At 39.5% G+C, this 14,195-nt stretch carries 10 protein-coding genes, 3 pseudogenes and 1 riboswitch; all 13 genes and pseudogenes read right to left on the minus strand.

Annotated elements, in window-relative coordinates:
* Positions 1–18 precede the first annotated feature (18 nt).
* The 13 genes and pseudogenes from HNR31_RS12090 to mnmA all read right to left on the minus strand — a co-directional run bounded on the left by HNR31_RS12090 (position 19) and on the right by mnmA (position 14,177).
* Positions 19–1,953, minus strand: coding sequence for a DUF6792 domain-containing protein (locus tag HNR31_RS12090; protein ID WP_181556488.1), 1,935 nt, complete (start codon positions 1,951–1,953; stop codon positions 19–21).
* A gap of 22 nt (positions 1,954–1,975) precedes the next feature.
* A complete protein-coding gene (locus HNR31_RS12095) occupies positions 1,976–2,566 on the minus strand; it encodes a hypothetical protein (protein ID WP_181556489.1) in 591 nt (196 codons plus the stop codon).
* 230 nt (positions 2,567–2,796) lie between these two features.
* Positions 2,797–3,372 carry a DUF6792 domain-containing protein gene (locus tag HNR31_RS18790; protein ID WP_258561067.1) on the minus strand — a complete coding sequence of 192 codons (576 nt, stop codon included), beginning with the start codon at positions 3,370–3,372 and terminating at the stop codon, positions 2,797–2,799.
* A gap of 48 nt (positions 3,373–3,420) precedes the next feature.
* Positions 3,421–3,984, minus strand: a complete 564-nt coding sequence (locus HNR31_RS12105; RefSeq protein WP_258561068.1) for a hypothetical protein — start codon at positions 3,982–3,984, stop codon at positions 3,421–3,423.
* A 385-nt stretch (positions 3,985–4,369) separates the two neighbouring features.
* Positions 4,370–5,173, minus strand: a pseudogene (locus tag HNR31_RS19450) (transposase).
* A 460-nt stretch (positions 5,174–5,633) separates the two neighbouring features.
* A complete protein-coding gene (locus tag HNR31_RS12110) occupies positions 5,634–7,325 on the minus strand; it encodes a methyl-accepting chemotaxis protein (protein ID WP_181556490.1) in 1,692 nt (563 codons plus the stop codon).
* A gap of 17 nt (positions 7,326–7,342) precedes the next feature.
* Positions 7,343–7,785, minus strand: a pseudogene (locus tag HNR31_RS19320) (IS3-like element ISBth8 family transposase); the annotation flags it as partial.
* A 139-nt stretch (positions 7,786–7,924) separates the two neighbouring features.
* Positions 7,925–8,019: riboswitch (cyclic di-GMP riboswitch) on the minus strand.
* Positions 8,020–8,152: 133 nt separating this feature from the next.
* Positions 8,153–9,027 (minus strand): annotated as a pseudogene (locus tag HNR31_RS19455) (transposase).
* 157 nt (positions 9,028–9,184) lie between these two features.
* A complete protein-coding gene (locus HNR31_RS12120; protein WP_181556491.1) occupies positions 9,185–9,748 on the minus strand; it encodes a 3D domain-containing protein in 564 nt (187 codons plus the stop codon).
* Positions 9,749–10,340: 592 nt separating this feature from the next.
* Positions 10,341–11,189 (minus strand): sugar phosphate isomerase/epimerase family protein, encoded by an 849-nt coding sequence (locus tag HNR31_RS12125; RefSeq protein ID WP_181556492.1) that lies wholly within the window; start codon positions 11,187–11,189, stop codon positions 10,341–10,343.
* Between the two features lie 34 nt (positions 11,190–11,223).
* A complete protein-coding gene (locus HNR31_RS12130) occupies positions 11,224–11,868 on the minus strand; it encodes an SDR family oxidoreductase (RefSeq protein ID WP_181556493.1) in 645 nt (214 codons plus the stop codon).
* Positions 11,869–11,911: 43 nt separating this feature from the next.
* Complete coding sequence (locus HNR31_RS12135) at positions 11,912–12,856, minus strand: LLM class oxidoreductase (protein WP_181556494.1); 945 nt, start codon at positions 12,854–12,856, stop codon at positions 11,912–11,914.
* A 208-nt stretch (positions 12,857–13,064) separates the two neighbouring features.
* On the minus strand, positions 13,065–14,177 hold the full coding sequence (mnmA, locus tag HNR31_RS12140) for a tRNA 2-thiouridine(34) synthase MnmA (RefSeq protein WP_181556495.1): 1,113 nt from the start codon (positions 14,175–14,177) through the stop codon (positions 13,065–13,067).
* Between the last annotated feature and the right edge of the window lie 18 nt (positions 14,178–14,195).

Below are 14,195 nucleotides of genomic sequence, written 5' to 3' on the forward strand. Positions count from 1 at the left end.
ACAGAATATCCCTCTTTATCAATATCGTAAATCAAATATCTTGGCCACATTTTGGTCCTGCTCAAAAAACTCTTCAAATGATTTTTTGATAGTTGCAATGAGTTCTTTTCCTTTAGAAATTTCCTGTTCATAATACGAAAACATTGTTTCAAAGATATGCGGAATCATCGGATCCATCGGCGGAATCGACTCATGAACCTCAATGCGGCGTAACACATATACTCGTTCGGCATCATAGGTAAAATGGCCCAATAAACGCTGATAGGCCCACGGATTTTGTTCCATGTCCTCGATTTTGTTCATCAGTTTTCGTTTTTGTATTTCAAAATCTTCTACATATTCATAGGAATATTGCTGTTTCATCTCATGTAATGTCGCTTCTTTTTCTTCCAAGATTTGCAGTCCCTTCTGATATACTCTTACGGCGGAGGAAAGATTCATCCGGATTTCGTGTGCCCCCATTTTTTTGATTAAAATCAAATTCCCATACTCATCATACGTTCTGCCTTTGGAACGGGCGAGGGCCATGATGACTTCGTTCAAGGTGTGAGCGTTTACGCTCGTGGTGATGGCATTTTGAAAATTCACCGTATTTTCTTGAATGATTTGAAGGCGTTTTAAGATGTTCAATACCTTATCCCGAATCTGGAATAACATCTCAATACTAGCTTTCCATTGAAGAATGTCATCAGCTACATTTGGGGTAAGGAATGGAATGATCATTCTCCAGTTCAATATTTTACTGAGCAGTTGTTGAATCGAGGCGACATCCTTTTCAATTCCTTTGACTTCGGTCAAAACCGTTTTCTTTTCTTCTGGAGTAACATAGCCCAACTCCACGAATACGCTGAATATCGGATCCAAATTTTTATACAAAATCGTCACGTTCTCCATGAGCTCCGGAATTTTTACTTTCATATCGCCGAGCATATGATTCGCTTTCGAGACAATATCTCCTGCATTCCACAAATAGTCCATAGTATCATAGCCCTGAAGCGACTCAATAAAGGCGATATCAACCCCCGTCATCGCCTGAACGACCCCATCAAATCCTTTTTCATTGTAAACATCTGAATATTGCGATAAATACATTTGAATTGCTTTTACATCTTTATCGGATATTTTCGCAATCAAATCTTTGATACTAGTAAAATCTTTGTTCGTATCAATGACCCGGCGGCTTCCGATATCGATGAACCCCCGCACGTCACTCACCGCATACAACATATCCTCTTGAGATGTAAGATGATGAATCGAATGCTCGTCGATTTGCTTTTTATAGTATTCTTCCGCAAAGGATTTAAGTTCGGATGGGGGGATGGAGTATATTATGTTGTAATCAGTTGAAATATTAATACCAAATTCTCCCTCTAATTTACTACGAAAATCAAGATCTATATAAGCCAGTTGATACACATTGGGTGGAGCATCGTTAATGACATATACTTGGTCGAATCGATGTTTTGTGAGCTGAATCATTTCGGCATGGTTCCCGCCCTGCGAATGGCCCAGTCCGATTTTTTTCAGTTCGATTGTTTGACCGTTCCGCTTTAACTCTTCGGTAATTTTTTTCGTCATAATATCGTCAAATCGTAATGCATCATTATATTGAATTTTACTTTGTCCGACGAAAATTCCAAAAGCATTGTACACCCAATCAAGCGGTTTCCACGTATTGGTCTCCCGCTTTTCACTTCCCCGTGCGATGGTATACATTTGATTGATTCCTTTTTCTTCATCATAAAAATGAATAATCGTCCCGTCAAAGCCGGAATCGTTGACGTTTACATTTTTAAAGTCTTCCGAATGATAAACATGGATTTGGGCAGGGGGATTACTTCCTGTTTCTTCAATGTAGATGCGCCTGATTTCTTCTACGGTCAAATGTTTGTATTCCAAGCTCATCACTCTTGCCCGCAAGAGATCTGTATCCAAAACCAACTTCTGAGACATGGCCCTTCCACCTCCATATCCCTCAATCGTGAAATTCAATCGATTTCATCAACATTTTCGCAAGTTCTTCCTCTTTGTTCACATCGATATGGCATCCCCTGGCTGCATCCTCACATTTAACCTTGTATATAAATTGTACTGCTTGGGGACTGTGATTAGATTTTATATAGGCAAAAAATTTGTAATCAATATTTTTTTTGTTATCAACCGAAATATCGTTTTCATTTTTCGCAAAATAAATGGTACTACGGTCAGCCTCTATCTTCGTGTATTTCCCGTTATAGTTGGCATAACCAGATAACAAATTAAGATTTGCATCAATTTCATTTGTTATGTTTCTTTTTTCGTAAGTCAAGTCCACAGAGTATGTTATATTTTCTTGTTCTCTCACCCCTGCAATAAGAGAGGACTCAAAATACTTGCCATGCTTTTCATAAAACCCATTGTTTACTTTCGCGTCTTTCGGAAACAACATCGTAAAACCGCCAGTTCTTGACCGAAATAAGTAGTAGCCTTTCTTCACTTCTTTCGGAGACACCATAAACTTTCGGGTGAACTCGTCTTGAAAAGGTATCGTGTCCGGCAATTTCTCCGGATGAGCCTTCGAATCCATCTCACATCCTCCGATCAATATCAAAGTCAATAGTAATAAGTTCCTCCAGCGCTTTCGCAAATGACGGTCTCCTTTCCCAATTATCTCCATTCTCTCTATACGTATCATATGATCACTGTTTAAGCAACAAAAAATGTAATTATATCCAAATTTGGATAAAAAGAACTATAAGGTCACTACAATTTCGGGCGAGATTGTAAGCGACTTATAACTTTAGACTTATTAATGAATCAGAGAAATGAGAAAAGCAAATGGGGACTCCTTTGAGGGGTTTTTTGAAAGGGGGACCTGACATACACTTGGTCAAATCGATGTTTTGTGAGTTGGATCATTTCAGAGTGGTTCCCACCTTGCGAATGACCCAATCCGATTTTTTTCAGTTCGATTGTAGCTCCCTTTTGTTTTAATTCTTCGGTAATTTTTTGCGCCACAATCTCTTCAAACCGGAATGCATCATCATATTGATTTTTACTTTGTCCGACGAAAATTCCCAAAGCATTGTAAGCCCAATCAAGCGGTTTCCATGTATCTTTTTCTTGTATTTCGCTTCCACGTGCAATGGTATACATTTGATTGATTCCTTTTTCTTCATCATAAAAATGAATAATCGTACCGTCAAAGCCGGAATCGTTGACGTTTACACTTTTAAAGTCTTCCGAATGATAAACATGGATTTGGGTAGGGGGATTACTTCCTGTTTCTTCAATGTAGATGCGCTTGATTTCTTCTACGGTCAAATGTTTGTATTCCAAATTCATCACTCTTGCCCGCAAGAGATCTGTATCCAAAACCAGTTCCTGAGACATGGCCCTTCCACCTCCTTATCCCTTAATCGTGAAATTCGATGGATTTCATCAACATTTTCGCCAGTTCTTCCTCTTTGGCCACATCGATATGACACCCCTGGGCCGCGTCCTCGCAACTGACCCCGTATATGAACCGTACTGCTTGAGGACTGTGATTGGATTTAACATAGGAAAAAAATTTATAATCAGTATTTTTTTGTTATCAACCGATATATCGTTTTCATTTTTCGCAAAATAAATGGTATTGCGATTAGCCTCTATCTTCGTGTATTTCCCGTTATAGTTGGCATAATCAGATAACAAAGAAAGATTGACATCAATAACATTCGTTATATTTCGGTTTTCATATACCATATCAATATAGTATATAATGTTCTCCTCCTCTCTCACTCCTGCAATAACAGAAGATTCATAATACTTGTCATGTTTCTCATACAACCCTCTGTTTATTTTTGCGTCTTTCGGAAACCACATTGTAAAACCTCCGGTTCTCGACCGGAACAAATAATATCCTTCCTTTACTTCTTTTGGCGAAACCATAGATTCACGAGTAAACTTGTCTTGAAACGCCACCGTGTTCGGCAATTTCTCCGGTTGAGCTTTCGAATCCATCTCACACCCCCCAATCAATATCAACGTCAATAGCAACAAGTTCCTCCATCTCTTAAACAAAGGATGCTCTCCTTTCCCAATTATCTCCATTCTCTCTATACGTATCATATGACGACGGAAGGTTCAATAAAAAATGTAATTGTATCCATATTTAAGTAAAATGAACTATGAGATCAGCACGATTTTGGAGAGGAATGTAGACGACTTATGACTTTAGACCTTATTGATGAATTGGAAAAATAACGCGGAGATTGGTTCTGTATGTTTGTTGAGGAGTGGTACACGATTCATCTAGGCGGAAGGTCGCTGCTTATCTCTTTTGATTTCCTCTGCAGCGAAGATAAAAAATCAAAACTTACTTTATTTAATAGATGGTGTTGCAAAACTAGAGTGAAAACTTAAAATTATGCATAATCATACACAATTGTACATGCAGTAAATAACGATGAACCCCATACCAGCGTGGCTGTTCTAATCCATCATTCTTTAACTGATTGAATGTCTATTCAATCGTGTTACGGAAATGAAGCAACCTTTTTCCAAATTCTGTTTTAAAAAGCGGAGACACCACGCGACCATAAGCATCTTTTCGTTCCACACTATTTCGGCGGTAATAGGTAAAACGAAAAAGATTTCTGCTTGTTCCGCTATTTGACGGACTTTTTCGCTGTCATAGGCGGCATCTCCAAGGGCAAACTCAAATGTCTCATTCCTTTAAAGATGGAAATAATTCGAGTGCAACGGCCGCATCGATTCGATTCGACGTTGTGAAGACATAAGATAAGATGATTCCTTCAGTCGTTGCACAAAGATGCAACTTATAACTTTTGAACCAGTTGTATGGAGTAGAAATTCCCCATCTAGCTTCAGAATCATAGAGACGGCTTTGGAGTTATCGATGATGACAACTTTCGGATACCGAATTCTTTGAGAAGTTAGGCATTAAAAGCCGAAAATCCTTGTTTTCGAAATAACTTATCCACACGTGAAAACGTAGAAAGATGTAGGATATCTTTGAGTCCATAAATTCGCTGGAAGTAGCCGAGACGATTCAGTGTGTCCACTACCCGACGTAAAGATTAATAAATAATGATTTTTCAAAATTGATAGTCACCCTGCCACATAAGGTGCTTCTGATAACCAAAGGTTGACCAATGTATTGAAATAAAACTTTTAAAAGCGGATTCATTTCGCTAGACAGTGCATATTCGATAACAAAATTGGAAATCGATAATGTCCACCCCTTGGAGATTGGTTTTTTGGTCACTATATTTTATTTCCAATACGGTGAATTTTTTGCGTACATTTATGTATGGATTATGTGTTTTGTAACACGTTCTACTTTAATTGGAATGGACGAACGCGGTAGAAAAATGCATATTACTATTTTTTAAGATATGAAATGTCATCAAATGATTAGGAATGCTTCGTTATAAGATATTCAGAAATCTTTTGCTAAAGTGGATCCCTTGAAAAACAGCATCTATCGTAAAATACGAAAAAAGGCTGACCCAAAACGTGTCTGACCTCACACGAAATCCATAATATATATTGTTCTCATCTAACGTTTTGTACTATATTATGGTGAGATCTGACTTTGTTTTAAGGTCGGCCTTTTATTAGTTAACCTGTTGCTCCATATTCTTTTGTCAAACTTTAAATTTGCTGATAAGCGATTGCAGTTCCGCTGCCATTTTCGATAGCGAAGTAGCAGATGAAGCGATCTCTTCCATCGATGCCAATTGCTCTTCCGTCGCAGCTGATACCTCTTGCGTGCCTGATGAGGTCGTTTCTGCGACTTGCGTAATGAATTGCATCGATTGCACCATCTGCTCCGTTCCGGCTGCCATTTGTTGAACGGCAGACGAAACTTCTTGGATTTGCGAAGTAACTTCATTGATGGCAAGTTGAATTTGTCCGAATGATTCTCCCGCTCTATTTACTACTCCAATGCCGGCCGCGACTTCTTTTGTGGCTGTTTCCATCGATTGCACGGCTTTGTTCGTTTCTTCTTGAATGGCCGATATTAGTTGAGAAATTTGTTGCGCTGATTGAGCTGATTGCTCTGCCAGCTTCCGCACTTCATCCGCGACGACCGCAAAGCCGCGTCCCTGTTCTCCCGCTCTCGCTGCTTCAATCGCCGCGTTCAATGCCAACAGATTTGTTTGCTCAGCAATTCCTGTAATGACTTCAATAATTTGTCCAATTTCTTTTGAGCGTTCTCCTAACCCTTTAATCGCACCCGCCAAGCCGTTAACCGTTTCATTAATTGAATTCATCTGCTCAACTGCCGTATTAATCGCCTGTCCTCCTTCGGACGCCTTTTCTGAAGCCTCTATAGCAATCGCGGAAACAGATTGCGCATTATTGGCAACCTGCTGAACGCCGATTGACATTTCATTGACAGTTTGCGAAGTCTCCTCCACGCTTCGCACTTGCTTCTCCACTCCGCTTGCGACTTCCTGCATTGTAGAGGCGATTTGCTCGCTCGCTTTCGTTGTCTGTTCCGCGCTCGCCGTTAATTCCTCAGAAGAAGCAGCTACTTGTTCGGCATTGATGCTTACTTGCTCAATCAGTTCGCGCAAGCTTTTGGCCATTTGATTAAACGAATGAGCTAAATCGCCGATTTCGTCTTTGTTTGTAATGTTAATATCATCCGCGGTAAGATCTCCTGCGGCAATTTTTTCAGCAGCTCCCGCAAGCTTGATGACCGGTTGGGAAATAATGCGGCTTATATACCATGCAAAGCTAATTCCCACTATAATAGCTGCAATTCCTAGAAATAAGGTTAAATTTTTAATCGAAGCCACTTTTGCTGAAGTAGCTTTACTTCCTTCCTCTAAGTGCTTTTGCTGATAATCGCTCAGCTCTTTTGCTTTTTCTTCAAACTGTTTGACGGTCTGGTTAACTTGTTCGGCTACTTGATTTGTATATACTTCCATTTTGTTTTCTTTTTTCAATTGAAACGCATAGCTACCCAACTGATAATATTTATCTTCCAATTGATTGAGTTCTTTCAGAATCTCCTTGGGTTTTGGCTGAGTAATTTGCTTCTCTAAGTCTCTGCTTAGCTGCTGGTACTCTTCATGCGTCGTTATAAAGTTTTGCTCTGCTGCATCGTCACCTGTAAGCAAATAGCCACGAGCATTCACTTGCTCTTGTTTAAGTCTTATGATTAAGTCTTTAATAATCATAACTTTTTTGACACGATCATCGATTAAACTGGAGTAAGTGTTATCGACATTTGTAATTTGGTAGCTACCAATGACTACTATTATGGCTAAAATGGATAATACAACAGAAAATCCAACAAAAAGCTTTTTCCCTACTGTAATCCTCATAGCTTGTTCCCTCCATCAATAAGATGTTCTTTCAACAAAAGTTCTTCTTCCAGACGCCTTAATATTTTCGATCGATTCTTCCTCTACTTGTAGTATCCAGACTTTAAAACCTATCCTTCTTCAATGTTTAGCAGCCATGTCAGTGAATGTTTTCTTTGTAGCTCATCCATCATATGAAGCCTTTCAAATTGTAGGCCCCTTCTTCTTCCCGTGTAGATTTGGGTCGCACTTTTTAGGTATCCCTCCTGCGCTGTCAAATCAGCATCTTTCCTATTCTAAAATTTGGAAAATGCCTGCGATTCCGCACTACTAGTTGATCTTCAAAAGATTCGCCATTTTGAACTTTCTTGCCTCATTGAGCAATCCGCACATCGCTCTTCATTCCAAAATGCTCACGAAGCTACCTGTATGACCAGCCTTCCTCCAATGTCAAACGAACGACTTCACGTTTCAGATCTATTGTTCAAAGGATCACTTTTGAATGTAAATAAAAAAACTACCTCTTCAAAAGCTAAAGAGGCAGCCAAAAACACCTTCCATCAAAAACGTTCCAGGAAGGTGTTTTACATATCCTTTGAAGGAAAGTTTGCTTCCTAACAAAGAGCAACTGGCTGGCATGTCTATTCAAGAATGAATAGATGTAGCCCCTTTAGTTTTGCGCCCTACCCTTTCGGATAGTTTGCCAAATATTCATTTTTGTTAAGCATTGATCAACTAGTTTTATATAAAATAAACCCGAGGATTATCCTACTATACTTTTTAAGATAAGTAAATACTATACTTTTTAAGATAAATAAACCTTTAAAAACACAGATGATGTTGCAAAACTAAAATACAAACTCAAAGTTATGCATAAGCATGCAAAGTTGCACATGCAATAAATACCGATTCAATCCATACCATCGTGGTTACTCACACCCATCGCTCTTCAATTAATTAAATACTCGTTCGATGGAGCTTCGAAGACCGAATAGCCACTTTCCAAATCTGGTTTTCAAAAGGATAGGAATGACTCGACCACAAGCATCTTTTCGTTCCTTATTCTTTCAACGATTAATGGGAGGAACAAAAATATTCCGACTTGTTTTACCGCTTTAGGAATCTTTTCACTGTCGTACGCGGTATCACTAAGTGCAAACTCGATGTTCCATCCCCGCAAGACGAAAGTCATTCCGGTTCCACTGCTGTGTCATTTCGGTTGGCGGTAGTCAAGACATGAGATAAAATGATCCCTTCAGTAAGTGGTACACAGGTGCAGTTTATATCCTTTGAACCAGTGATATCGTGCCGACATATCCCACTTTGCTTGCGAATCGTAGAGACTGTTTCGTAGGACGGTACTATCGATGATAACCTCTTTAGGAGTCGAATACCCAAAAGTCGTTTAAGAGCCGTGATGAAAGGAAGAACATCCCTTGGAACCATTTACTGGCTCATGAAAACGTGGACAGATGAGGAACCTCCTGAAGTCCGCAAATACGACGAAAATAGCCAAACTGACGGAGAATGTGCACCAACTGTCGCAAGGAATCAATAGAAACGTATGCTTTCAAAAAGAAAAACATTTGACACGGGTGGTCGTTCGGTCACATAAGATGTTTCTTTCAAGAAAAGAAAGTTGGTCGATGTATCGAAATAATGCCTCTAAAAGAGGAGCTATTTCTACAGTTAAAGCATGTTCGAACACAGAATTAGAAATTATGATAGTGTTCACCCCTTAGCAATTTTGTTTGATCACTATATATGATTTCTAAGGTGGTGAATTTTTTGCTTCCTTTATGTATTATGCGTTTTGCGACACATTTGGAAGAAGAGGAGCTATATTATGAAAAAAAGCCGGCATCCTGCCGGCTTTTGGATTATTTATATACTTTTACTTTTACTGTTTTGACACCCCATTGGATAGCTTTTGCTTTTGTAGGCATGAATACGTCAATTGTGTTGCCTCTGATTCCGCCTCCTTTATCAGCTGCAACCGCATAGCCATAGCCGTCCACATAAACCTTTGAACCTAGCGGAATTACCTTTGGATCAACGGCAATTGCTTTAATCGAAGGGTTTTTCTTTAAATTTAAGCCTGTAGCCGTTATTCCGCTGCAGCCTTTGCAGTTAATTGTATAAGCATATGCTTTAACAGTGATTGTTTTGTACGCTGCTGCTTGGGCTGTCACCTTTTTTACGGTAGTTTTAGCAGCCGCTTTCGTTGCCGTTCCTGAAATCTTTAAAACCTGCTTTGGTTTGATCACATCGCTTTTAAGGTTATTCCAGCTCTTTAGCTGGCTCACAGTCACCTTATACTTTTTAGCTATGCCCCAAAGAGTGTCGCCACTTTTTACCTGATATGTACCAGCCGCCGATGCAGCTCCTGAAAATCCGAAGACTAAAAAGACTGATGAAGTAATATATAATAGTAATTTTTTCAAAGTACTACTCCCCCTTGCTTAATTTCGTAACAATAGAATAGCAATAAAATATAACAATTATGTTTCATAGAATTAGTAATTATGTTACAAAATGAAGACAAATCTAACAAACTATCAAGAACCAAGACGGGAATCAATTCACTTTCCCTCTCTTTCAATGGACAAATTCATTGAAGAAGGATTAGTAATGAGGAAACGTTTATTCACTAAGAGAAGTTTAGTAGAAAACAAGGTATTTATCAGTTTTATATTGAAATATAATGATCAGTGAATGATTGAGTAAGAAAGTATGGTGAAAGAAACAAGTTTTCGTCGTGCTTTTGGAGGCATATGAAATAGGTGAAAACAATAGAAAACTGTTAGTTATAAAAAAGAATTGCGGACGTATATCAGCCGTTTTGACCTGCCAGATGGAAATCCGATAAAAACCAGAATTCCTAAACAAATAAGAATAACTCTAAGAATAAATTTCTCTTTAAGTTTTTAATAATTTTGTACAAAAATACACTCTGGTAAATACCAGAGTGCATTGCTTAATACCCGTGGTACTAGCCGAACTTTATTGTTCGGCTAGTACCACAGTTTTTTTCTATTATGGAGTTAATTTTAAATCTGCCCAATGCGGGTGTTCCTCAAGTCTGCGTTCCATATCACGGAACGCTTTAAGTGAACGACTTAGCTTACTGTAAGCGTCGCCGCCTTCACTCCAACCTTGGTAACCAACCATTCCATTATAACCGATCTTTTTTAACTGCCCAAGTAACGCAAAATTATCTAACTCTCCGACGTCCAATGGCTCGATTGTCGCCACTCCGCCAAAACCGTGCGGATTGCGGCGACTACCAGAAATGTTCACTTGTTTCAAGTAAGGAGCCACCGCTTGAAGCGTAGCTGATAGGTTTGTTCCATCGACTGCATACCAATGGTAGCCACAAAAAACAATGCCGAGATTAGGATGATTGAGCCGCTTACAAAGTCTTACTGCATCTTCATGGCGTTCAACCCAGAATGAGAGGTGAGTGTAAAGTAAGATGTTAATGTTTCTTTGCTCTGCAATCTTCAGTGCCTTTTCCAGCCACTTTACGGCGATATCGTCCCCTTTAGGGTCTGAAGGTCGGATATGATGTCCGACCGATTGAATCGCCAGCTCGACCGTTGAGCAACCTTCCATGATCTCCAGCATTTTTAAAATGCCCGTATTTCTTGGATGGTCCTCACCTAATGAAAGGTCTAACACCACGTACACACCAGCGATATCCAGCCCATATTTCTCCTTAACATTTTTGAGCTTTTCTACATCTCTCCACCGCTCTCCGTGCCAGACAGATAAATGGGTCGCATCATACCCGATCTCTTTTAACATTTCACACCGCGCTTCAAAGCTATAAATGCCCATTGAGTTATAAAAAGCAAAGTCCATTGCATAAAACGGGTAACCCATTATTTCTAATTTCCTCCTTCCATCGAAAGGTTCATTACAGCGATTTCAACGCTTCAGCAATCTCTGTATCCCCTGACATTAAATCAAATGCTTTTTTATACGTATTTGGTTCATCAAGTGATTGAACGATGGTTCTTGCTACATCTTCCCGTGGGATGCTTCCGCCATTTAAGTTCTCTGCTGCAGTAACCAATCCTGTGCCTTTTTCATTACGAAGATAACCCGGACGAATAATGGTATAATTCAAACCGCTATTCATTAACATACGGTCAGCATAATGTTTGGCGACATAATAAGGCTTAAGGTTTTCCGGCCAGTTCTCACGGTTGTGGGCTTGGAATGAGCTCACCATGACAAATCGTTTCATTCCGATTTTTTCTGCCGCTTCCATCGCTTTTACAGCACCATCTAAATCGACAAGCAATGTTTTATCCGGGCCTGTGTGTCCACCTGAACCAGCGGAGAATACAATCGCGTCACAACCTTTGGCTGCTTCGGCAATTTCATCGACAGTACCTTCAAGATCAGCGAGTACCGCTTCAATTCCTTTTTGCTGAAAAGCCTCCAATTGCTCTTGTTTTCTCACCATCGCACGAACGGTGTGCTGTTTATGCGCATGAAGCATGTTTACTACTTGTTGACCTACTTGTCCATTGGCGCCAATGACCAAAACTTTCATTTATATCCTCCCTTTCTTCATATTGATTGAAGCTGGTCTCTCATCATGATAAAGCTGGAAAATGTGGAAGCACATATTCACCTAATTCTTCGATCACTTCTTCTACTGGGCGTTGTCCATATTTTAAGTTGATAATGACATGATTCACACCTGCATCTTGTAAAGCTGCTAGAAATTCGATAACAAAATTTCGTCCCGTACGGAATCCAAGATGAATTGGTATTGGTACATGGTTTGGGTCTTCCGTTAAATCAATATAGAGCGATTGAGTAAATGGCTTAAATTCCTCTGTTAACGAACGCCAATTGTCGATTAATGCTTTTTGAAATTTGAGTCCACGTGGATAGTAAATCCAACCATCACTATGTTCAGCAATCCATTCTGGAGACTGTCCACTGTGACCTGTCACCATTAATGGTATGTCCGACAATTTTGGTTTTGGTAACATATCTCCACTTGTCATATGCACTCGTGCAGAATCAATCGATGGAAAATGCTCACTCCATACTTTTCTCATGACAGACACTGATTCCCGGAATAATTCGCTCCGATCTTCCGGGTTCACAGAGAATGCCGGGAACTCGATTGGACGGTCACCTGTTGCGACACCGAGAATAAGTCTTTCACCAGATAGTCTGTCTACAGAAGCTGCCGCTTTTGCGACATGAAGAGGGTGGCGCAACGTTAAAATAATACTTCCCGTTCCTAAGGCAATCTTTTTTGTATGGGCAGCGACATACCCTAAATACGCAAACGGATCATACATTTGCCCGACATCACCGAAATTTGGATCGCGTAACGGTACATCTCTGACAAATAATGAAGCGAAGTTGAGTTCTTCTGCTCGCTTTGCTAACTTCATTTGCTTTTCTATATTCATCTCAGGGACGTCACCCATATACGATTCAATTGGAAAGAACAGCCCTAAAGTCAGTTTGTTTTCTTGATACATGCGTGAATACCCTTTATGATTTTTAAATTTTTCCATTGTTACCACTCCTTAAGAAAAGGTGAGCCATACATAAAGGAATGACTCCCGCTTAAAATAATTCGTTATGCCACAATTGAAAGCTGAAAACCTCTGTTAGATCCAGCCGATACATATAGTCCTGTTGAACACTGATATGAACAATATTTATATTTTGTAAAAAAACAATATATATAGAAAAAACCTTGAATTTCCATAACTATTCCTTTTACGATGCGACAGCGGCAATGACTGCCTCATCTTTTATCACGTTGTCAATAATGGCACTGCCAAGACAAACCTCATTGTCATAAAATACCGCTACTTGTCCGGGAGTCACAGCTTTAACTGGTTTTTCAAATTCTACAAAGACCGATCCATCCGGACGAATATGAACACGTACCTTTTGATCTTCTTGACGGTAGCGGAATTTAGCTGTACATACAAACGTACCCGGTCGAGCATCCCCATTTATCAAGTTAAGGTTAGATGCAATAAGACCGGTCGAGAACAATGCCGGATGATTTTTTCCTTGAGCGACAAGTAAAACATTATTTTCTAAATCTTTATCGACGACATACCAAGGTTCACCTGTTCCTTTGCCACCGATGCCAAGTCCTTTTCGTTGTCCAATTGTGTAATACATTAATCCATCATGAGTACCTAGCACTTCCCCATTAAGTGAACGAATGTCTCCGGGCTGTGCAGGTAGAAAATTCTTTAAAAAGCTTTTGAAATTTCTTTCTCCAATAAAGCAGATTCCAGTACTATCTTTTTTATTGGCGGTAATAAGGTTCAATTCTTGAGCGATTTTTCGCACCTCATCCTTCGTTAATTCTCCTAGTGGAAACAGAACTTTAGACAAATGGTCCGCCGTTAATTGGCTAAGAAAATAAGTTTGATCTTTATTGGAGTCTTTTCCACGTAGTAAGGCGATTTGTCCATTTTCTCTGTTGATTCTTGCGTAATGACCAGTCGCGATATAATCAGCATCTAGTGAAAGGGCGTAATCAACGAACGCTTTAAATTTAATTTCGGTATTACATAATACATCTGGATTAGGTGTTCGCCCTCGCTTCAGTTCATCCATGAAGTACGTAAATACACGATCCCAATATTCTTTTTCAAAGTTCACACTATAGTAAGGAATCCCAAGTTGATTGGCTACTCTCTTAACATCTTCATAATCTTCCGTTGCCGTACATACACCATCATCATTCGTATCATCCCAGTTTTTCATAAATACACCGATGACGTCGTATCCTTCTTTTTTAAGAAGGTAAGCAGCCACAGAGGAATCTACTCCGCCAGACATTCCGACAACAACTCGTTTTTTCTTCAACCTTATTCACCTCTCTTT

This window comes from Thermaerobacillus caldiproteolyticus (genome assembly GCF_013761245.1).
Lineage (GTDB): Bacteria > Bacillota > Bacilli > Bacillales > Anoxybacillaceae > Thermaerobacillus > Thermaerobacillus caldiproteolyticus.